The organism is Vibrio sp. vnigr-6D03, assembly GCF_002835515.1.
In the GTDB taxonomy this organism is placed as follows: Bacteria; Pseudomonadota; Gammaproteobacteria; order Enterobacterales; family Vibrionaceae; genus Vibrio; species Vibrio penaeicida.
This window is the reverse complement of the sequence record NZ_PIZL01000016.1, coordinates 245,962-267,612: the sequence shown is the minus strand read 5'-3', so window position 1 is coordinate 267,612 and position 21,651 is coordinate 245,962. Positions and strand designations below refer to the sequence as shown.

General features: G+C 42.4%; 15 protein-coding genes. 11 read left to right on the top strand and 4 right to left on the bottom strand.

The features are described from left to right. Nucleotides 1–142: 142 nt before the first annotated feature. The 4 genes from CW749_RS14210 (at nucleotide 143) to CW749_RS14195 (ending at nucleotide 11,135) form a co-directional block, all read left to right on the top strand. The gene (locus tag CW749_RS14210; protein WP_180958405.1) at nucleotides 143–7,261 is read left to right on the top strand and encodes a non-ribosomal peptide synthetase; all 7,119 of its coding nucleotides are present in this window, start codon (nucleotides 143–145) and stop codon (nucleotides 7,259–7,261) included. Next, the gene (locus tag CW749_RS14205; RefSeq protein ID WP_101112909.1) at nucleotides 7,258–8,439 is read left to right on the top strand and encodes an FAD-dependent monooxygenase; all 1,182 of its coding nucleotides are present in this window, start codon (nucleotides 7,258–7,260) and stop codon (nucleotides 8,437–8,439) included. Before CW749_RS14210 ends, CW749_RS14205 begins: the two co-directional genes overlap by 4 nt. A gap of 90 nt (nucleotides 8,440–8,529) precedes the next feature. Beyond that, on the top strand, nucleotides 8,530–9,372 hold the full coding sequence (locus tag CW749_RS14200) for an SDR family oxidoreductase (protein WP_101112908.1): 843 nt from the start codon (nucleotides 8,530–8,532) through the stop codon (nucleotides 9,370–9,372). Between the two features lie 14 nt (nucleotides 9,373–9,386). After that, nucleotides 9,387–11,135, top strand: a complete 1,749-nt coding sequence (locus tag CW749_RS14195) for an aldehyde dehydrogenase family protein (protein ID WP_101112906.1) — start codon at nucleotides 9,387–9,389, stop codon at nucleotides 11,133–11,135. Between the two features lie 133 nt (nucleotides 11,136–11,268). On the opposite strand, the gene bcp is transcribed toward CW749_RS14195, so the two are convergent. Further along, nucleotides 11,269–11,739, bottom strand: coding sequence for a thioredoxin-dependent thiol peroxidase (gene bcp / locus CW749_RS14190; protein ID WP_101112904.1), 471 nt, complete (start codon nucleotides 11,737–11,739; stop codon nucleotides 11,269–11,271). An 18-nt stretch (nucleotides 11,740–11,757) separates the two neighbouring features. Next, nucleotides 11,758–12,300, bottom strand: coding sequence for a glycine cleavage system protein R (locus tag CW749_RS14185; protein ID WP_101112902.1), 543 nt, complete (start codon nucleotides 12,298–12,300; stop codon nucleotides 11,758–11,760). 302 nt (nucleotides 12,301–12,602) lie between these two features. Between CW749_RS14185 and dapA the strand changes: the two genes are divergently transcribed. Together dapA and bamC are read left to right on the top strand one after the other, a co-directional pair. Further along, complete coding sequence (dapA, locus tag CW749_RS14180) at nucleotides 12,603–13,481, top strand: 4-hydroxy-tetrahydrodipicolinate synthase (protein WP_101112900.1); 879 nt, start codon at nucleotides 12,603–12,605, stop codon at nucleotides 13,479–13,481. 69 nt (nucleotides 13,482–13,550) lie between these two features. Continuing rightward, the gene (gene bamC / locus CW749_RS14175) at nucleotides 13,551–14,576 is read left to right on the top strand and encodes an outer membrane protein assembly factor BamC (protein ID WP_101112898.1); all 1,026 of its coding nucleotides are present in this window, start codon (nucleotides 13,551–13,553) and stop codon (nucleotides 14,574–14,576) included. 45 nt (nucleotides 14,577–14,621) lie between these two features. On the opposite strand, the gene CW749_RS14170 is transcribed toward bamC, so the two are convergent. Then, complete coding sequence (locus CW749_RS14170) at nucleotides 14,622–15,380, bottom strand: Crp/Fnr family transcriptional regulator (protein ID WP_101112896.1); 759 nt, start codon at nucleotides 15,378–15,380, stop codon at nucleotides 14,622–14,624. 113 nt (nucleotides 15,381–15,493) lie between these two features. Here CW749_RS14170 and CW749_RS14165 point away from each other — a divergent pair, with 113 nt between their 5' ends. The 5 genes from CW749_RS14165 to CW749_RS14145 all read left to right on the top strand — a co-directional run bounded on the left by CW749_RS14165 (nucleotide 15,494) and on the right by CW749_RS14145 (nucleotide 21,463). Further along, nucleotides 15,494–15,934: a hypothetical protein gene (locus tag CW749_RS14165; RefSeq protein ID WP_101112894.1), complete on the top strand. Its 441-nt coding sequence runs from the start codon at nucleotides 15,494–15,496 to the stop codon at nucleotides 15,932–15,934. A gap of 102 nt (nucleotides 15,935–16,036) precedes the next feature. Beyond that, complete coding sequence (locus tag CW749_RS14160; protein ID WP_101112893.1) at nucleotides 16,037–16,528, top strand: hypothetical protein; 492 nt, start codon at nucleotides 16,037–16,039, stop codon at nucleotides 16,526–16,528. Between the two features lie 60 nt (nucleotides 16,529–16,588). After that, on the top strand, nucleotides 16,589–18,082 hold the full coding sequence (locus CW749_RS14155; protein ID WP_101112891.1) for a hypothetical protein: 1,494 nt from the start codon (nucleotides 16,589–16,591) through the stop codon (nucleotides 18,080–18,082). Nucleotides 18,083–18,086: 4 nt separating this feature from the next. Further along, nucleotides 18,087–20,171 (top strand): TonB-dependent receptor, encoded by a 2,085-nt coding sequence (locus CW749_RS14150; protein WP_101112889.1) that lies wholly within the window; start codon nucleotides 18,087–18,089, stop codon nucleotides 20,169–20,171. Continuing rightward, entirely contained in the window at nucleotides 20,165–21,463 is a 1,299-nt protein-coding gene (locus CW749_RS14145; RefSeq protein ID WP_101112887.1) for a hypothetical protein, read from the top strand. The genes CW749_RS14150 and CW749_RS14145 overlap by 7 nt, the downstream gene beginning before the upstream one ends. Here CW749_RS14145 and CW749_RS14140 read toward each other — a convergent pair. After that, entirely contained in the window at nucleotides 21,460–21,651 is a 192-nt protein-coding gene (locus CW749_RS14140; protein WP_101112885.1) for a DUF2897 family protein, read from the bottom strand. The genes CW749_RS14145 and CW749_RS14140 overlap by 4 nt on opposite strands.

The window sequence follows — 21,651 nt, the reverse complement described above, 5'->3', positions numbered from 1 at the left end:
GAAAAAATAATCTTGACAAAAAGTGTCACCGAATGACATATTTCACTCAAATGAAAAATGGCTGTAGAGGCTATTTTTTTGAATGTTAAGAAATACTAGTTTCATATAAACAATGCTCATATGGCTAATAAAAGGATCGACAATGACTAGTGAGAAAGAGTTACTTCCACTTAGCCCTTATCAGCGAGATATCTATTTTGATGCGCTCATAAATCCAGAAAGTGCCCAATATACTGTGTCTGTATTTAAAGCATTGCCTGCGGGGGTTGGATCAAAGGAAGTTGATAGGGAGGTGCAAGAGTGCTTAAAGAGTGATTTGACAAGTCAAATTCAAATTGTTCAAAAGGACGGAGTGCCTTATCAGGTAATCACTGGTTATAACCAAATAGATATTGTTCATTTGGATGCAAACCATCAGTCAATGGTATCTGTGTTGGAAAGCTGGACAAAAGATGCGTTTCCTTTACACGAAGTTCCATTAATAAGCGTTGCTGTTGTAAAAAATATTGAAGGTCATTCATTGGGGCTTCTTGTTAAAGCTCATCATATCGTTTGTGATGGAAAGAGCTTAAATATGCTAGTCGACAAGTTATTTAAGTGTTGTTTGAGCTCTCCAAATACATCTGCGTCTCTTGAATCTATGTCTCAAAGTTATGTAGACGCGGTCAAGCAATCCAATAGTGAGCCAGTGCCATTAGAGCTGATTGATATGGTGAAGCGTTATTCGCCAGTTCTTTTTAGTCATAGCGATGATAAAACTAATGAGTTTACGCGCGAGAGAATGATACTGAGCAAAGATGACGTTTACAGGATAAAAGATAAGGGCTCAACGCCTTACCAAGTTGTAGTATCCGCATTGTCCATTTTACTTTCAAGAATACACAATAATGACAATATTGTAATCGGTGTCCCTTTTGGTAACAGAGAAGGTCGAGAGTCTATGCCGGGACAGTGGGCGAACACATTACCTCTCGAAATTACTGTTAACAAAGAAGACATTTTAAAGCAACTAATGGAAAGTGTTGCCGATTCAACAAATGTTCTGAAGGGTTACCAGTACGTATCTCTGGGCAACCTAATATCGGAAATGTCATCAGATAATCGTCAGCTATTTGACGTTACTCTCTCATATAATCATTTGAATCAAGAGATTGAGACGTTAACAGACAACTGTGCTTATGCTCACGATTCCGATGCTGTTGCTATTCACATGAATACTTACGGTAACTACCAAGAGGTTGTCGTGGACATCAACCTCAAGAGAGATATCGAAGAGACTTACCAGTTTTCGCAAACTCTACAACTACTGATCGACACTATTTTATCAAACCCGAAACAACAGATATCCAAGACCTGCATTTTGTCCTTGGAGCAAAATGAGAAATTAAATCGGTTTGAGAATGGTCCCCAAGTGCCATTTTCGAATAGTAACTCGGTGTCAACACTCTTTGAGAAAAAGGTCCAGCAACATGGTGATGTGGTCGCTATAAGGGGAGAAAACCCGGCAGACGAGTTAACTTTTGAAGGGTTTTATAGAAAAGTTAATAAATTCGCAACTGTTCTAAAAGAGTACCATGTTCAACCAGGTGATGTTGTAGGTATTATGATGGATCGAAGCAGTGATATGCTAGCGACCATCTTTGCTGTGCACAAAATTGGCGGCGTTTATTTGCCACTAGACCCGAATTATCCTGAAGACCGAATTAGTTACATGGTGAGTGATAGTCAGGTTAATCTTGTTGTATCCGATAAAGCGTATCTGGGTAAACTAAACTTAGATAATGTACTAGAAATCAGTAGTGCTGAGCCCCAACTACAGCTCGTAGAAGAGAATGACTCAAAACCGGGGGAAATGGCTTATACGATTTATACTTCGGGTTCTACGGGACAACCCAAGGGAGTTATGGTTGAGCATGCTTCTGTCGTCAATCGAATTGAATGGATGCAAGAAAAGTATCCGTTAAACAAAACCGACGTTATTCTGCAAAAAACACCGATATCTTTTGATGTTTCTGTTTGGGAATTGTTCTGGTGGTCCATCACTGGCTCATCTCTTGCTCTACTTCCTCCAGGAGCTCAAAAAGATCCACTATTAATTGTTGAAGCCATCGAGAAGCATGGGGTTACAACACTACATTTTGTACCATCAATGCTTCAGCCATTCCTAGAATTACTCGAAGAAAATCCAGAATTAATAAATAAAGTCCGTTCCTTACGTCGTGTTTTCACAAGTGGAGAAGCATTACCACCTGCACGTGTAAATCAGTTTCATGAAATTTTCAAAGCATTAGGAAATGATGCTCCGATTATCGTCAATCTGTATGGCCCAACAGAAGCGACAGTGGATGTTACATATTTCGACTTTGGTCGCGAAACTTCTGAACCAGTTCAACGAGTCCCAATTGGTTTCCCAATAAACAATACCTCAATACGAATTGTATCAACTCATGGCTCTCGACAACCATTAGGTTACATCGGGGAGATTCAAATTGGTGGTATTGGCTTAGCTAGGGGATACCACAATAAAGAGCAACTAACACGTGAGCGATTTATTTTTGATGAGGGAGTGCGTTGGTACAAGTCTGGTGATTTGGGTCGATGGTTGCCAGATGGAAGTATAGAGTACTTGGGGCGTATTGATAATCAAGTAAAGATTCGAGGCAATCGAATTGAGTTGGGTGAAATACAAAACAACCTAGAGGAAGTCCCTGGAATAAAGCACGCAGAAGTACTAACTGAAGTTAATGCAAATGGAGATAATTATCTTCACGCATACTTTGTCTCTGTTCAATCCGAGCAATGCGAGCTCGCTGATTTGAGAAATATACTGCTAAATAAGTTGCCTGAATTCATGGTTCCAACGAGATTCAGCCAAGTTCCCTACATTCCTTTAACGCCGAATGGTAAAGCCGACAGACGAACCCTTCAAAGCTTAGTACCTGAACAAAAAATGGGAACTACGGCCAGCACACCAATGGAGAGAACAATAGTCGCTGTGTGGGAAAAAGTGCTGAATACACCAGTAAATAGTACTTCAGAGAGCTTCTACGCTGTAGGCGGTGATTCGATATTGATGCTGAAAGTTCGATCAGAGCTTGAAAAGCTAGAGACCAATGTAACGCTAGCTGATTTGTCGAAGTATTTAACCGTGTCTGCACTCGCAAAATTTGTGGAGTCTAATGAGCTAGCTCAAATCAGTATTGATCTGCCTCCATTCAAATTGATCGAGGAAAAAGAGGCTGCACAACTTTCACAATATGAAGATGCTTATCCTGCTACTCAGTTACAGTTAGGACTTATCTTCCATAGTCAACAAGACAGAAACTCAGCGACTTATAAAGATGTATTCCGTTATAGTTTTAAGGCAAAATGGAGTCCTCAAGCGTTCAAGGAAAGTTTGTCTAAAGTAATTGAGCGTCACTCTATCTTGCGCACGGTTTTCGATCTGAAAGACTTTAGTCAGCCGTTGCAACTTGTAAAGCCTTCTATTGATATTAATAGTGTCCTCGATATAAGCGACTTGAGTATGTTTTCTTGTACTGAAGCCAAAAGTCTTATCGCTGACTACATGCAATATAGAACTCGATTCGATTATGATTTTGAAACGGGACCCCTCTATCGGATAGCGCTGTTTAAGCTCAAAAACTCTTTGGAGTTAGTGTTTAGTTTCCATCATGCAATTCTTGACGGAGGTAGTGTTGCTAACTTGATGAAGGAGCTGTTTTCTTTCTACCGCCAAGATCCGAAGCATATAATTAATGATAATCTGCCGAGCACCGTGCGCTTTGTTTATGATGAAAAGCAGGCGATCAATGATAAAGGCAATCAGGCATTTTGGGTTTCGAGACTCGAAAACGTATCCGCGGGCAAGTTAATTGGTCAGGGTGGAAACACTTCTGTTTCAGAAAAGCAGGTATTTACACAGACGAAATGGGTACCAGAAACTCTAAATGCGGAGTTGGTAGCTTTAGCTAAGAAAGAAAAAGTATCTCTAAAATCACTTTTCTTTGCAGCTCATTGCTTTGCAATGTCTGCTTTCAGCGACCAGAAAGAAATAGTTACTGGGTTGGTAACTCATGGTCGTCCCGAAGTAGCGCAATCTGAGCAAATTCTAGGTTTGTTCCTTAATACTTTACCCGTTCGATTTAACCCAGAAAATTGCTCATGGAAAGAGTGTATAGATTCTGTCTTTGCATCCGAGCAAGAGCATGCTCCATATCGTCGATACCCTCTGAATGAAATTCAGAAATTTGCGGGTGATAGTGCAAAGATAACAACCGCATTTAATTTCATTCATTTCCACGTACTTTCAGACGTATTTGATACTGAGGACTGTCAACTTTTAGAGTTTGAGCCATTAGAAGAAACGAACTTTGAGCTTTTGCTCAACGTGATGACTGACTTTAGAACTGGGCAAAATCAATTACGCTTTGATTTCAAAGAATCTGTTTTCTCTGATGCCTACGCTGAAGCCTATACGGATGTGTACCTAAAGACTCTCGCTGCAATGACTGAAAACAGTGACCAATTAGCGACGTTAAGTCAGTCACTTCCAAACCACACTGTAAGTTGTGACATCAGTTCATTCAGTTCTGTGGTCTCTAGAATTCAAGATCAGGTTTTGACATCACCAAGTTCGATCGCGATTAGTTTCGAGGAAGAGTCTGTTACTTATGAGGAGCTTTGGCGTGAGTCTGGGTATGTTGCATCAGCTCTTAGATGCGAAAAATACCCGAATGACAGACCAGTTGGTATAGCATTGGAGCGCTCTCCAAAGATGGTTTTTGCATTGGTTGGTATTCTAAGAGCGGGCTATGGGTGCCTTCCTCTTGACTTGAGCTACCCCAAACACCGAATTGACTCAATGATTGAGCAGGCTAAGCCATCAGTCATATTGATGAATGCAGGTTCTAAGTTTAGCTTGCAATCATATGGTCAATCTAGCGTTAAAAGTATTGAAGGGATTCTAGCGCAAGAAAATGCATTTCAATCTGAAGTGTTGATAGAGCCTGAGCATCTTTCTTACCTGCTATTCACTTCTGGATCAACAGGTAATCCTAAAGGCGTTGCTATGCCTCACCGTAGCCTCTCTAACCTAACTAGCTGGCAAAACAACACGCTAAGTGGAAAGGGTGTGACCAGCACTTTACAGTATGCTCCGTTAAGTTTTGATGTGTCTTTCCAAGAAATATTTTCGACACTGACCTCAGGTGGAAAGCTTGTCATGATTAGTGAGGTTAATCGACGAGATCCCTCTCAATTGCTTCGCTTAATTGATAGCCACGGTGTTGAGAGGATTTATTTACCATATGTTGCTTTACAGCAATTAGCTGAAACAGCAGTTACGTTAAACGAATACCCTCAATCTCTTCGCGTTGTTGCTTCATCCGGTGAACAATTGCGGGTTACTCCCGAGATCAGGCAGCTTATCTCCCAGTTAAATGATGGAGTTTTAGAGAATCAGTATGGACCAACAGAAACTCATGTTGTTACTTCGTTTGCTATGTCAGGAGATACCTCTAATTTTCCATCGTTACCACCTATAGGCAAAAACATTGACCACACATCAGTGGTTGTTTTGGATGACAACTTATTGGAAGTGCCAAATGGAGTTTCCGGAGAGCTTTATGTCCGAGGAAAAGCCCTGGCTGATGGGTATTACCAGCAGGAAGAATTGACGTCAGAGCGATTTGTTCAACGTATAGAGAACAATGAGCGACTCTATAAAACTGGTGATTTTGGCATTCAGTTTAAAGACGGAAATATCATTTGTTTGGGGCGCCGAGACGCGCAGGTAAAAGTGAGGGGTTACCGAGTAGAGTTAGCAGAAATTGAATTAGCCATAGCTTCAACACCAAGCACAAAAAATGCCATTAAGGATGTAGCAGTAGTCATGCAAACTAATGGTGAAAACGATCACTATCTGAGTGCATTTATTGTGGGCGAAGGGATAGATGAAATATCGGAACAGATTAATTCTCATCTATCCAAAATTCTGCCGAGTTACATGATTCCGAATAATATTGAATGGTTGGAAGAGTTTCCAAAGACAGCAAGCGGAAAAAGAGATGACGCTGCGTTGAGAAAGATTGTACCTAAGCAGGTATTCGGCGAACAAGACCTTATAGAACCTCGTGATCTTGTTGAGCGTACCCTATGTGACATAGCGGCTGATCTATTGCAGATACCTACAATTGCAATCAACCAAAATCTGTTTGAACTTGGTGGGACGTCTTTAACAGCAATGCGTTTGGTTGTTCTCGTTGAGAAGCATTTTGGGGTCAACATTTCTCTTTCTTCGTTCGTTAGTAAACCAACGATAGAGCAGCTTGCTGTTCACCTTAGCAATAATGAAGCACAACCTAAGTTCAGTCCATTGGTTCCAATGAGAACGGAAGGGAGTAAAAGACCACTCTTCTTCGTACACCCAATGGGAGGTAATGTCCTTTCTTATTTGAGGTTAGTTAAGCATCTCCCGAAAGATCAGCCATTCTATGCGCTTCAGGCATTTGGTGTTGATGCTGGTGCAGTACCACTGAAGTCGGTTCAAGAGCAAGCAAGAAGCTACATCGAATCGATTCGACAAATTCAACCTAGCGGACCATACAGTATAGGTGGATGGTCTTATGGCGGATTCGTTTCTTTTGAAATTGCTCGCCAGCTCAAAGAGCAGGGCGAAGTCGTAAAAGATCTCTTTGTTGTGGACACTGTTGCTTTGAATGCAGAGTCCAAGGGCAAGGCAAATGAAGACGCCCTTCTCTGTTGGTTCTTCTGGGAACTTCTATGGGAGAAAGAAGGTGCAACATTACCAGCACAATTTGTTCCAAGCCATATCAAGTCGCTTCAAGACCGATTTGATTACATAGCTGATCATGCGATTGCGACCGGTGCTATACCAAAAGGCAGTTCCCGTGCCGTTGTGCAACGGCTATTTGATGTATATCGAACTAATTGGAAATCGGCAACTGATTATTCGACCTGTACTGCTGGCATAGACATGACTTTGCTACATGCGAGTCGTCCATTACCAGACGTGCTTCGCTCGATGCACGATGCCATCAGAAGTGAGTATAAAGATCCCAAAAACGGCTGGGATGCCAAAACAACCGGAAAGCTAAATGTAATAGATGTACCGGGAGATCACCTTGAGATCATGGAAGAGCCTTATGTAAAACATGTCGCGAAGGTCATAGAAGAAGAAATGAGCCTGTCTGAGCAAAAGTTGCAACTTCAATATGATGAAGAGGGAGTCGAAGTATGAACCGTCCATTAAAAGTAATTGTTATCGGGGGAGGTATCGGAGGGCTATCAACCGCCGTTACCCTAGAAAAAGTAGGTTGTGAGGTAGAGCTGTATGAACAAGCGACAGAGTTACGAACAGCGGGTTCTGGGTTATCAGTAATGTCTAATGCTGCCGTTGCATTGTCGACTCTCGGTATCGACCTAAAACTAGGTAAATTTGGCGCACCGATCAGACATTTTGAAATTCGCAGTCCAAATGACAAATTGATCAGAAATTTGCCGCTACCTGAAATCTCTGACGAGAACGGCGCAGATAGTGTCTGTATTTCCAGAAAAGCGTTGCAACAGGCTCTATTGGCTCAAGTTGATTCGACGAAAATCAGGACTAATAGCAAAGTTGTGGCGGTGGCTGAGAACGATTCGGGTGTCACAGTAAAATTTTCTAATGGTTCGTCGGCATCTGGAGACATTTTAATTGGGGCTGATGGGATCCATTCGTATGTTCGGGAAGTTCTGCAGGGACCACAAAGTGTTCGCCCGGCTGACTATATATGCTGGTTAGCGATAACACGTTTCAAGCACCCTCAAATAACACCAGGTTATGTTGGTCACTATTGGGGAGCAGGTAAGCGAATCGGCCTAATAGATGTTGGGGGTGGAGAAGTTTATTGGTGGGGTACTGCCAATATGAGAAACAGAGACGCTAAAAAGTGGAAAGGAAATGCTACAGATATCTTAGCGTTTTATGAAGGGTGGCCATCGATTGTAAGTGAGATAATCTCAAGTACTTCTGATGACAAAATAATCAGCGTGCCCGCTCAAGACAAAGACTTCTCTGCAGCGTGGGGGAAAGGACGTATTACGTTGTTAGGTGATGCGGCCCACCCTATGCTAACGAGTCTAGGTCAGGGAGCAGGAATGGCGATAGAGGATGCAGCTGTACTAGCACACACGCTGAGAGACTGCAAAGATCCTGTTGCGGCGTTGCGCCAATATGAGGAAATTAGGATCCCTCGTGCCCAAATGCTGGTTAATGCTTCTAAGGCATTGAGTGAAACTGAGCAAGATGATCGTTATTTCCACCGCCTGAAAAGAGACTTTTCTCTTAAGTGGCTACCTCAAAGCAAACTGAAGCAGAATTTAAAGAGTTCCTTAGATTTTGAAGCAGAAGGAATTTTAACCAGCGCTTCTGCTTAAGGCTTATTAGTCAACCTTTTAAGTTCAAGGATAGGTGCTGAATGGATATTCGGCATCTATTGCACGATACAAACTACAAAAGTGATAAAAATGAAATCTAGAAAAACAGTTCTAATTACTGGCGCATCTACAGGTTTAGGAAATCAAGCGGCTCAACATCTTTCACGTAACGGAATATTAACGTTTGCAGGTGTTCGAAACTTGGATGCTGTTGAATCAAGTGACAATGAAAATCTAATTTACGTTCAGTTGGATGTGACTTGCTCAAATAGCATCGAAAGTGCTCTTGAAGATATACACCAAAAATATGGCGCGCAGCTTTCTTGTTTGGTCAATAATGCCGGAATCTGTATTCCTTCACCACTTGAAATGCTACCAATTGATGATCTTCGAATACAATTGGAAACAAATGTGATTGGACAATTGCAAGTTACACAGCGGGCTCTACCTTATTTACGTAGAAGCCAAGGCAGAATTATAAATGTGACGTCAGGTTTGGGTAACATTGCTTTACCCTACTTAGGAGCATACTCAATTGCACAGTTTGCGAAAGAAGGGTTCAGTGATGCGTTAAGAAGAGAACTTTATCATTCAAACGTAGACGTGATAGTTGTTCAGCCAGGTGCTATCGATACACCTATTTGGGACAAATTTATCAAGACAGGGAATGATATAATTAGTGAATCATCGAATGACATGAAAGAGATATATGCAAAGTCATTTGGTGAGTTTATTGTTACTAGCCCAGAGCACGCGAAGTCCAGCCCCACAACACCTGCAGATTTTGCCAACTCGATACATCAGGCAATAACGGATACACCCCCTAAAACTCGTTATCATGTTGGTCAAGATGCCTCTGATTTTTACTCATTTTCCAAGTCGTGGACAGATGTTGAACTCGACAAACAATTTGCTGTGTCTGTTCCAGAGTAGGAGGGGATTTTCGTATGCAAACCGCGACAAGTAACAAGAAGATACGAGATAAACACGATTCGGTACCATCTTGGGTTAAGAGCCTTGGTGAGAAGTGGTGGAATTCGCATTGTCACTTAGTCACTGATACGTTAGAACACATGAGAGAAGGTAAGCATTGGCAGCCATTTTCTGACTCCTTAGAAAAATTACTTGCTGAGGACAGACAAATAGCAAAGGATCAATTGGAAGAGCTGACTGGGAAGTACTTTTTTTCCCATGGGTGGGGACATGAGCTGACAATCAAACGTTGGTTTGAGCCTGAGAAATCACCTTACGGTAAGAAATTGGGAATTAAGTACCCAATTTTTGATCCAAACGAATTGTGTGAGAATGCAATCACATCCATGCACTCATGGAAACAAGTGTCAAAGGAGTACCGTGCAGGTATTTTGCTAGAGGCATTGGTGCGACTCAATGAGCAAAGCTCACTTCTAGCGGAAGCTGGAATACACACCAGCGGTCATAGTTACTTGATGGGGTTTCATGCAAACGCTGTGCATGCGCAGTACAGAGGGATAGAGGCAGTAACTCGTGTGTTTGAAGACATAACAAACCACACAAGAGTGAGTGATTGGGATATTTCTATTGGAGATGGACCTAAAATGGGGTTTCATCGAGCGTTTGAAAGGCAACCAGTTGGCATCAATCTTGTGATTTGTGGAAAAATCTGTCCAACTTGGAGTTCTTACGCTGCAGTTTTTTCATCTCTCATGGCTGGCAATCCTGTTATTGTGAAGCCGCATCCTGAGGCCACGCTGCCGATGGCTTTGACTGTAAAAGTACTAAAATATGTCATGGAAGAAGCTGGGTTAGATCCATCATTAGTCAGTATGTTAAGTGATGATCTGTCAGGAAAAATCACTAGGGAGCTTGCAGTAGACCCCAGAGTTAAAATTATCGATTACACAGGTCGTAATACGATGGCTAACTGGCTTGTGAATAATGCACAGCATGCGCGTCTCTTTATTCAAAGTGGTGGAGTTACTCCTGTCGTATTAGATTCAACCTCTGATTTTCAAGGAATGATTAGGAATCTATCATTTGGATTTTGCTCCTATTCTTCCCAGTTGTGTACATCTCCAAGAGCACTTTTTATTCCAAATGAAGGCGTTTCAACGCCAGAGAGAAATTACTCTTTTGAAGAGGTGATTAACGCGATTAAGCAGGATATGGTTGAGCTCATCCAAGAATACCCCAACCCAAGTGATATTTTAGGTGCAGTCTATGACGAATCAGTTATTGACAGTATCGAAAAAGCGAATGCTAAGCATCTGGGCAAAGTACTCAGGTTGGGTGAGAAACAGGTGAATCCTGATTTCCCGACGGCTGAAGTATGGAGTCCTGTAATAGTGCTTGCAGATGAATCTTTGGACTATCGGAGCATTCCACCTACAGGTCCAATTATTTTGGTTTTTAAAGTTGATTCCAAGCTGGATGTTGGCAAAGAAATCCAAGCTTTGGCATCTCAGGCTGGCTGCCTATCTATTGGACTATATAGTTACGACGAATCATTAAGAGAACAGGTGTCCATGTGTGCGGGTGAAATGGGTGCAGTGTTGTCAATCGGTTTTGTTGGTAACTACTTTTTGAGCCAATCCGAAGTGTTTACAGATTGCCACGGTAGCAATTTGGTCAATGCGTCATATGGCATTGGATACTCAGAACAAAACTTTTACACCTCTCGCATGAGAACGGCGGAGCTAAGAGAACAGGTTTACTAACATGTAAAACACAAGCCACCGGAACATTTAGTGAAGGTGGCTTGATTTCCAGTGATAGTAAGGCTAACTAGGCTGATCTACCTCAAGGACGTTGACCTATTTTAAGCGCGCTAGATGTAACCTTTAACGTGTTTTATCGCTGATTATTGAAATAATCCAATACAACTTCATGGTGCGTCTTAGTTTTGAACTTGTTGAACACATGTTCAATCACACCTTCTTCGTTAATCAGGAAGCTGATGCGGTGCAGACCGTCGTACACTTTTCCCATGAATTTTTTCTCGCCCCAAACACCGAACTGTTCAGCAACGGCATGATCTTCATCAGAAAGTAGGGTGAAGTTGAGTTCATCTCGTTCGATGAATTTACCTAAGCGTTTCACAGGGTCGATGCTAACACCAAAAACCACAACATTGTGTGCATCCAGTTCGGCTTTGACATCTCTAAGACCTTTAGCTTGCACAGTGCAACCCGGAGTCATGGCTTTAGGGTAAAAGTAGAACAATACTTTTTTGCCTTCAAAGTCAGATAATGTCACGGTGTTACCGTCTTGATCTAATAGTGAAAAGGCTGGAGCAGGCGCGCCAGCAGTCAAAGTTTCCATTGAGCGATCCTTTATTTTTTATTGGCTGTTTTTTATGAAATTTAGTGAGCCTTGAACCGATAGCTGTGAACACAGTATTTGGAAGTCTTCTTCCAACTGCATCAGGTTACATTCGCCATCGACGTGGGCTGTCAACGCAATATGAAATTGATTCTGTTCTTTTTCGACCTTGGATTTATCGATAGTTTGCGCACTGAGTGAAGACATACCGATTTGTCGGTCAGCAAAAAACTGAGTGAATTTCTCAGTCAACCCTAGTTTGTCTTCAGATTCAACAAAGACTTCTATCCGATAGACATGATCGGGGTGCTGATGAGGAGAGGTACGTTTCATGATCGTAATTAGATCATGTTCTTGACCTAAAAGAGGAAGGCGAGTTTCTACTCGGGCTAAGCTGTTGCTATTTCCAGACAACAACATAATCAACGTAAATTCGCTGCCAAAGAGTGCAATGCGGCTGTCGATAATATTGCATCCCGATTCGGTAACCAAATGGGTAATTTGGTTACTGATACACGGGCGATCCGTACCAACAGCGGTAATCACTAAATGTTGTAACATGAGGAGGCAATTTTTCAATAACTGTTAATTTGCATGTTAGCACAGTTCCAACTATTCGCTCGGATACCCACTGAGAATTTCAGTGTGCAAACCTGAAAATTTACCCAATTCGATAAATTTTCGACCAATCCATGCTTAACCTCCAATTATTAACGTGAGATTGTCATCTAAGGCGCTCTGAACCCTTGTTTTATTCAAGGGTGTTACAGTACCATGCTAGAAGCCCATTTGAGCTGAGGTAGACCTGCTGGGGGTCGTTGAAGTGACGCCATTTGGTATAAGAATTTATTAAGGAGATGGACATGTTTTCTGGAAGCTGGGTTGCGCTTTTGACACCGTTTAATAATGAAGGTGAAGTGGATTTCGAAAGCCTGAAGCAACTTGTTGAATACCACGTAGAAGCGGGCACCGATGGAATCGTCGCTGTTGGCACTACGGGTGAGTCGGCCACTCTAACAATCGAAGAGCATGTCAAGGTGGTGAGCAAAGCAGTCGAGTACGCTGATGGTCGTATTCCTGTTGTTGCGGGAACAGGAGCAAACGCTACTCACGAATCAGTGACGTTTAGCCGCCTGCTTCAAGGCTCTGGTATTGTAGGTGTGCTAAGTGTTACGCCTTACTATAACAAACCGACTCAAGAAGGTTTATACCAGCACTACAAAGCCATTTCTGAAGCCAGTGATGTGCCTATCATTCTTTACAACGTACCAGGTCGCACAGCGGTTGATCTTCAACCTGCCACCGTGGCTCGTTTAGCCAAAATTGAAAACATCGTTGCTTTGAAAGATGCGACAGGTGATTTAGAAAGAGTTGCAATTCACCGTGAACTTTGTGGCGAAGATTTTATCTTACTAAGTGGTGATGACTCTACAGGGCTCGAATTCTGTAAGTTAGGTGGTCATGGCGTAATCTCTGTAACGAACAATATCGCAGCAGCAGATATGGCGAAAATCATGCACTTAGCTCAAGATGGAGAGTTCGAAGAAGCGGAATCCATCAATGCACGCTTGATGACATTGCACAAGAACCTGTTTATTGAAGCTAGCCCTATTCCAGTTAAGTGGGCTGCGCATAAACTTGGTTTGATCGCAAATGGTAGCCTAAGGCTTCCAATGACAGAGCTTTCTGAAGAGGTTCAGCCAGTTATTGAAAAGTCTCTAGCAGAAGCTGGGATCAGCTAGGGTCAAACCAACGAACCCAATAAAGTTAACCCCGAAGCCAAGAGCTTCGGGTTGTATTTAGGAGTTTTAATGAAGTTTTCACGTCAGCTAGTGATCGGTTCACTGGCTGTTTTTGTTCTCGCTGCTTGTTCAAGTGATCCTTCATCTCGCCGTCAGGCTAAAGATGATTTTTCGTACCTTGATTCAACGCCGCTAAAAGAGTGGTCGCTTCCACAAGGTGCCACACCGCAGTTTTATCCTAACTACGATATTCCAGCGGGTGAGTACACAGGTGGAATTGGTAAAAACGTCGATATTCGTCCGCCGCAACAAATTTTGGACTTAATTCCTGGTGCACGTTCAGAAGTGAAAGACGGTGAAGCAACCTTGTGGTTGGTTCGAGAAACGGAACAAGAGAAAGTATGGCGAACTGCTTTACAGATGCTCTCAAACCAAGGTATTAGGTTGAGAGAAAACACAAATACTCGTATCGAAACGGAATGGGTAACGTGGAAATCGGAAGATGAAGACTCTGAGATTGGCAGCCGTTATTCAATAGAAAAGTTGGAATCGAACCGTCGCTACGGCTTCAAAATTTCACTTATCGATTGGCGTGAAGGCAATCAAGTTAAGCCTGTTAAAGCGACTGACAAAGAGCGTTACAACATTCTGATGACTAATTTAGTTACGTCAACTTATGATCAGAATTTACGTGCTGAAGCGGCGTTAAAGGCACAGGAGCTAGTGAAGCGTATTCCTATCAGTCTTGGTAAAGACCGCAGCGGATTACCTGTTATTATCGCTCGAGCGCCATACTCTACATTGTGGCAACACATGCCAACTATTCTGCCGCAAATTGGTTTTAATATTGAAGAACGAAACCAGTCCCAAGGTATTATCAAGGTGAAGTACGCCAAACCAGATGATGAATTCTGGCAAGAAATTGGTGTTAAGCCGTTAGACTTGAGTGGCAGTTCATTTACGTTCTTGATGGGTGACTTAGACAACAGAACATCTATCAACGTAACGGATAGTTCTGATAAGCCTATTAGTGAACAGTTGCTTACTGATTTGGTGCCGATCTTAGCGAAAGTCGCTGAGAAATCAATAAAATAGCAAAACGAAAATCTATAGAAAGCCCATTTTTCGAAGTGGGTTTTTTTATATCCAATGACCTGAAAGGTTACAACACCCAGACCATGTTTCTTTTCCTTCCAGATCTGCTCGATATTTAAGAGGGTTGGGTAAGTTGACAGATTGGCACATCTTATCGATATCCAATAAAACGACTACGCCTCCTTTTCCACTGATACATTCTTCATTTTTCAGCTTTTTAAAGAGTCGAGATAACGTTTCTGGCGCAATATTTAGCTGCCCTGCGAGTACGCTATGAGCGACGGGCAGTTTTAGCCAATCGGTTCCTTGCTGTTCATGCAGTTCCAAAAGATACGAAACGAGTCGTTGATTGGCACCCTTCAACGTTAACTGATCAACGCGATTCACCGCTTGGTTTAATTTTGAAGCCATAGCTCCAAGCAGTTGAAATGAGAAGGCTGAATTACTTTCACAAAAGGTCAGCAAGACTTCCCTAGAAAAAGAGAGCAATTGACAGTCCACTTTTGCCTTTGCACTTACAGGGTAAAGGCTTGGCTGCATAAACATGGCGGCTTCCGCAATGGCATCTCCATGAGATAACTGCTGAAATATTTTTTCATCACCTTCTGGAGAGAAACGGTACAACGCAATCTCGCCCGACTTCACGATATAAAATCGTTTAGCTTCGTCTCCGGCGTGGAAGACGTGCTTCCCTTGAGAAATATTCACCAGTTGCATGCCTTTACACAAAGCGACTTTAGTTTCCAATGAAACGCCACTAAAGATAAATGAGTTCTCAATCAAGCTTGTGGTTAAGTTGTCCATGCGGTGTCCCTGTTGACAAATGTCATTTGCATATTTTAGGAGAATGTTAATCTAATTAATAACAATTATCACTACTATCCATTCTGATAGATTTAATATTTAGGAATTCAGTCATGCATTACGGCGTATTAGTAGGTTTACACTTACTTTGTGCGGCTATTTTTATTGGTATTGTAGCGTTCGAAGTGTTGATCTTAGAGGGTATTCGACCCCACTTGCCACCGAAAACCATGTCACTAGTAGAGCAGGGTATTCATCTTCGTGGGCGTAAGATCATGCCTTTTGTTGTTGCTACCTTGTTTATTACGGGGGCGATGATGGGATATCAACACCTTAGCCCATTACCTTCATTGTTTGCGACATCATTTTCAACACTGCTAACCATTAAAATTACATTGGCCATCAGCGTGCTGATTCATTTTTTGGTAGCGATGAAATATTCCATCTGCGGCAACATGTCTTCAAAGCGTTTTAAATACACACATCTCAGTGTTTTCTTCCATATGTTAGCCATCATTTTTCTAGCGAAAGGGATGTACTACATCCATTGGTAATAGAAATTTTCACAAATTGACAAATGTCATTTGGAATTAAGTCTGACGATATCAGAATTAAACACGAATAATAATCATTATCAATACAGTATGGAGAACGTAATGAAAACTCAACTTGCCGCACTAGCCCTATCGCTTGTTTCTGCATCCGTGTTTGCAGGCACTGCCAATATCTCAGGAAACTATTCTGGTACATACAACTTAGAAGTAAGAACAACAAGTAACGCTCTAATGGCGAAAAGTTCTCAGGCTTACAATTGGAAGTGGGATTTTGATAAGAAAACGGTTTCGATCAATAACGGTTTTATTAGAAGTAAGTTCGCACCTTTCCCAGTGGGTTATGCTGTGCATAAGCCAGTTTCCTTTAAAGACAACGGTAACGGTACTTACACGCTAGATTACACCTTCCAAGCTTATAACCCACTTTATGGCTTCCCTAAAGCGAAAACAAAAACGGTATTTGAAATTACAGACACAGGCTTTGGTTTGGAATTCAAAACGCTAGACAGCGATGGCAATGGCGTAATTGGCGAGCCAATCTACGGCCTGTTCCCTTGGGATATTGAATTGAACTGGACTGGTTCAGCGAACTAACTACCCGTATTTGCTAGGTTGGTGACCTCCAGGTCACCATTTTCTTAATGGAATAACAAAATGAAACTCAAAAATATTGCCTGCCTTGCAGGGGCACTGGCTTGCTCATTGACCTCAGCTTATGCATTCGCTGAGAAGCTTACAGGGACTTATGTTGGCGAATATCATTTGAAGATGAACGTCCATGCAGCTCATGGTATTGGGAAAGATTCAGATGGAAATCGAACCCCATGGCCTGAATCAGAATTAAATGCAGAGATGAATGGTCAAAAATACAAAGTGTTAGGAGATACAACAACGCTAGGCACTTGGATTTGGGATTTTGATAACGAAGTTGTAACGATTAACGGCTCGACCCTACTAGCCTTGGGATTTGAAGTGGTCCCCTTTCAAGCTTTCAATATTAATGAGCTGGAAAACAAGCGATCAAATACAAGCAGAGAGGTGTTTAGTTTAGCGGAAGTACAATTACCATTTCAGTATGACGAGCTATCAGATACCTATACCGTGGAGTATGCGCATAAAAAATATTTTGAGAAAGAAACTCCAGATTACAAAGTTTCATACCCGATAGGGCACACGTCTACAACTTTTAAGGTCAATGTCGTTGAAGATGGAAGTATCGCCATAAATACGCTTGATGTTGATAAAGATAATGTTCCAGGTACTAGATTGGAAAATGTATTTCCAACAATTGTACAAATTGAGTACAACTCAGAAAACATGTATTTAGATAGTGGGGCCGATGGAAACAATGATGGTATTTCTGATGTCATTTCTAGTGTATTGAATCTGAATGATAAGACAGTTGATTTTGATAATGATGGTTTAGACGATGCAACCGAAATTCGCTGGGGATTCATAACTTTTGATTCAGATGCTGATGGTGTACCAAACCATATTGAAAGAGGGGATACAGCAACAGAAGCACAAGTACTCGATTCAATTCTGTTGGCTGGGAATACAAAACTATCAATCCGAGCGAATACAACTTACTCGTTGAACTTACCCCGTGTAGAAAAATTTGATTTTGAACTAGAGCAGTCGGAGGACATCTATCCTTTTGATGGTTCTTTACCCTTAACGGAAACTAACCAAGGCGTTGCTTTGAATTATGATCTAGGAAAGCTAAGGATATTTCATAGTTCAGCGTCTGAATTTCCAATGCCAGGTTCAAGAGAAAACTTAGCTTTAGAATTCAATCAGATTCCAGAAGATTTAGTTATCTACCAGTATGTTGCAGGAATGAAACCAGATTTTTCGTTTGGGCAGGGTTTTGAAAAGCTGGAGTATATTAAAAGTGGTAATAATCTAAAGCTAAGTGTTAATAAATCGCATGTATTACCGCAAGAGATCATCTTGATATTTGGTACATCAGAGACCATTCCTGATACGGCTACCGAGCCAAAACCAGAAGTTAAACCGGACGTAAAACCGGATAACAAGCCAAACGCAGATTCGAACAACGCGACTTCTGGGGCAAGCTTTGGTTTATGGTCCTTACTCCTTCTTAGTACTGGTGTGTTTGTTCGTCGCCGAACCCTAAAAGCCTAGATTTATGAAGGTATTTCAATTATCTACCGCGGCAATGATGTCCGCGGTAAGTTTCGTTTCACTGGCTGACGAAGTAATGACTGTTGAATCTCAGATTCAAGCAGAAATGGACAAGTCTGTGATTGATAGCTCGTTAGAGCAAGTCGCAGGCGGTACAAACCTTATCGATACTTCGGAGCTAAGAGGCAGTCAGTCTTCGTTAGCAAAAGTATTGAGCCAACAAACCGGAATCGTTGTTCAAGAATTTTTTGGCGGTAATGACCAACCTAGAATCAATATTCGAGGTTCGGGTATTCAAGACAACCCAGTTAACCGAGGCATACAGTTACTGCACGACGGGCTTGCACTAAACCAGGCCGACGGCTCATTTGTGATAGGCATTATTGATCCAGAACAAGCGAGACTGATCAGTGCGTATCGTGGCGCGAATGGAATGCGTTACGGGGCAACCACACTAGGTGGGGCGATCAACTTTCATAGTAAAACAGGTTTGAACAGCCCAAGTGAAGTTCAATTAGAAGGTGGGTCTTTTGGGTTTTACAAGGGCAGTGCAACGTTCTCAGAACGCAAAGACGCTTGGGATTTTTGGTTAAACGCAGCATCCAGCCAAAGAGACGGCTACAGAACAAACAGCAGCGCCAGCAGAAAAAGCGTGGCTTTGAATTTAGGTTACACAGCAGCGTCGTGGCAAAACAGAAGTTACATCACTTACAGTAATAATGATTTTCAAATTCCGTTCTTGTTAACCAAGCAAAGAGCGGTTGAGAGTTCGAGCGAAGTGATGGGTGAAAGCAGTGACCCTATGGATGAGTTACTCAATATTCCAATTCGAGAGCCTTTCCGGCGCACAGAACAAATCCGGTTGGCCAATAAAACGCATTGGTATGGTGATGATAGCGAGTTTCAAGCGGGTTTTTATTTTGAAAAACTGGATGACCAGTTTCGAAACCCACTGACTCAAGCAAATACTCTGAATCAAAATATAGGGCTGGATGCGAGCGCCAAATTGGACTTTTATTCCGATGATTACTTGCTTAGAGAGCTTCTGTTTTTTACTTCTGCGAATATCGGTGACATGCCAAGAGACATCGCTTCTGTGCACCCTTCTAAGGGGACACTTATGTCTACCTTCGCGTCTATGGACTTGTCTGCAAGCAATGTTGTTCTTGGTGCTCAGCTGCAATACGAAGTGATTCAGGATTTGAGTGCGATTGCATCCATTCAATGGGTGAATAATCAACGTACGATCAAAGACAAGCTCAACTTGGGCGTACTAGATAGCCAGTTCAGCTATACCGTTGTTAATCCAAAGGTTGGGTTCAACTACCGTTTAAATGAGAACAAAAGGGTATACGCAAACGTAAGTGCAAGCTCAGAAGCCCCCAATTTTTGGCAACTGGCGACGGTTTCGGCTAACCCAACCGATCCCCTCAATAACCATGTCTACATTAATGATCTTTCCATGCAAACAGCACTGACCGGAGAAGTGGGAGCAGACGTTGAAATCGACGAGTGGGTTGTGAATGCCTCTTGGTACTATTCACAAGTGAGCGATGAATTGATATCGGTCGTAGGGGATTTTGCCGTGAATGGGAAAACCATCAACTACGACGGCGATACCATCCACCATGGTGTAGAAACTGCGATCAGTCACCAAACACACGATGCATTGCAAACAGGCGATGTCGTGTCATCGCGGCTGCTCTACAACTGGAGCCATTTCTATTTTAAAGAGGGCCTATATAAAGGTAACCGTATCGCGGGCGTACCCGTGCACCTTATCCAAGGTCAGGTCGATTATTTGATGGCGAATGGTCTGCGTGTTATCCCTAACTTTAGCTGGCAACCGACAGAAAATCACACCGACCACTTGAACAGTGGAAACACTCAAGATCCCTATTTCTTACTTGGGTTCAAAGTGGGTTATGAAACGTCCAATGGTGTTGAGGTGTTTTTGGACATCAACAACCTAACCAATACCACGTATCAAACGGCTTACGCCATTCGCGGTCACGGAGCAGCTGAGCTGCCAACCTTTATTCCCGGTCCCGGAATTAACGGCATAATAGGAGTGAAATACCAATGGTAAATAAAATGGTATGGGCGTGTTTCGTCTGGGTTGCTTCTTGCAATGCTTCTTGGGCGAGTTTGCCAGCATCGGGCAAGTTTACAGGTGAATACCAAATTATTATGAGAGCCGCACCTTCAGGAAGTATCTTGGGCAACGGCGTGAACAAAGCACAGTGGACGTGGGATTTTGACAATGATACAGCCACTTTACAAGGTACAACGCTCTCTGTCGGGTTTAATTACGGCATTCACGATATCGACGATAAAGACAAATCCTCTGATGTGGTGCACTTCTCAAGAAATAGTGATAATACGATAACGTTGGCGTACGCCTTGCGGATTTATCACCCCGGTTTGGGGTTTCCAATGGCCAACGCAACCACAACATTTCGTGTTGAACAAAATGGGGCGCAGTGGAAAATTCAGACGATAGATCGTGAAGTCGGAGAGCCGGATGGCATCATCGGTACTCAGATTCCCGGAGTCTTTCCTTTGACTATTGAGCCTGATCTACACGGCAATGTCGTGGCCTTTGGAGAGGACTCGAATCTGGATGGAATTGATGACTACACGGCATTAAAGCTTGGGCTGGATCCCAATTCCCTTGACAGTGATAACGATGGGTATCAAGACAGATATGAAATCGGCACAGATATAGATAGCCCAAGAGACAGCGATGGCGACTCTGTGATTGACGCGCTTGAACCGAATGAAGACGCTAACGATTCCACTACTGCCTCCGGGCTTAAAACCGTTAATGAACAGGCGCTGACCGTGAAAGTGAATGGTGCTTCCACCATTGTGCAAGTGCATGCGGGCTCGATGGAACGAGAAGTCACGACGCCAAAAGACAGTGATGACTTCGCTTCTATGGATTCAACATTAGGTCAACCCGGATTGAAATATGAAAGAGGAAATATCGCATTAACGCTATATGGTTCGGAGGCGGAGATTCGTGCTTCAGAAATAACACTGATTTTTGGGCAGGCGTTGCCTGATAAATTATTAGTGTATGCAGAAGGAGCGGCAGAAAACTCACCTTACCTTCTCATTCCTAAAAGCGAATGGCGAAAAGTGACTTCTAATGCCATCGCTATCTCACTAGACAACAGTATGAAATGGGCAGAGGCGCGTTCACCAGATTCTGGATATCATTTTGTATTTGCAGTCACAGAAAATACATTGGGTGGAAAAAATGTAGAGGAAAGTAAGGGTGTAGTGGCGGGCAGTAATTCACTTCCTGTCTTTATCATATTGCTGTTAGCTGGCTTACTTCGTCTTGGTAGAAATCATAAAACAAAGCCAGCTTAATGCTGGCTGCCATCGTCTTTTCTTTTTTGGTTTTCTTTATCCAGTTCGTTCAGCCTGTCTAGGTCGCTTTTTTCTTTGTCAGAAGGTGTAAACTTCATTTTTGCAGTGTATTTTAGCGCCGCAATGTTGCCGATAACGACAGCCAAAACAATGGTGATAATGACCCAAGGGTTGGTTAGAAATTCCAT

Excerpts from the sequence above, each read along its gene's own strand:
- CW749_RS14210 (WP_180958405.1), top strand. The coding sequence starts at position 143 with ATGACTAGTGAGAAAGAGTTACTTCCACTTAGCCCTTATCAGCGAGAT.
- CW749_RS14205 (WP_101112909.1), top strand. The coding sequence starts at position 7,258 with ATGAACCGTCCATTAAAAGTAATTGTTATCGGGGGAGGTATCGGAGGG.
- CW749_RS14200 (WP_101112908.1), top strand. The coding sequence starts at position 8,530 with ATGAAATCTAGAAAAACAGTTCTAATTACTGGCGCATCTACAGGTTTA.
- CW749_RS14195 (WP_101112906.1), top strand. The coding sequence starts at position 9,387 with ATGCAAACCGCGACAAGTAACAAGAAGATACGAGATAAACACGATTCG.
- bcp (WP_101112904.1), bottom strand. The coding sequence starts at position 11,739 with ATGGAAACTTTGACTGCTGGCGCGCCTGCTCCAGCCTTTTCACTATTA.
- CW749_RS14185 (WP_101112902.1), bottom strand. The coding sequence starts at position 12,300 with ATGTTACAACATTTAGTGATTACCGCTGTTGGTACGGATCGCCCGTGT.
- dapA (WP_101112900.1), top strand. The coding sequence starts at position 12,603 with ATGTTTTCTGGAAGCTGGGTTGCGCTTTTGACACCGTTTAATAATGAA.
- bamC (WP_101112898.1), top strand. The coding sequence starts at position 13,551 with ATGAAGTTTTCACGTCAGCTAGTGATCGGTTCACTGGCTGTTTTTGTT.
- CW749_RS14170 (WP_101112896.1), bottom strand. The coding sequence starts at position 15,380 with ATGGACAACTTAACCACAAGCTTGATTGAGAACTCATTTATCTTTAGT.
- CW749_RS14165 (WP_101112894.1), top strand. The coding sequence starts at position 15,494 with ATGCATTACGGCGTATTAGTAGGTTTACACTTACTTTGTGCGGCTATT.
- CW749_RS14160 (WP_101112893.1), top strand. The coding sequence starts at position 16,037 with ATGAAAACTCAACTTGCCGCACTAGCCCTATCGCTTGTTTCTGCATCC.
- CW749_RS14155 (WP_101112891.1), top strand. The coding sequence starts at position 16,589 with ATGAAACTCAAAAATATTGCCTGCCTTGCAGGGGCACTGGCTTGCTCA.
- CW749_RS14150 (WP_101112889.1), top strand. The coding sequence starts at position 18,087 with ATGAAGGTATTTCAATTATCTACCGCGGCAATGATGTCCGCGGTAAGT.
- CW749_RS14145 (WP_101112887.1), top strand. The coding sequence starts at position 20,165 with ATGGTAAATAAAATGGTATGGGCGTGTTTCGTCTGGGTTGCTTCTTGC.
- CW749_RS14140 (WP_101112885.1), bottom strand. The coding sequence starts at position 21,651 with ATGGAATTTCTAACCAACCCTTGGGTCATTATCACCATTGTTTTGGCT.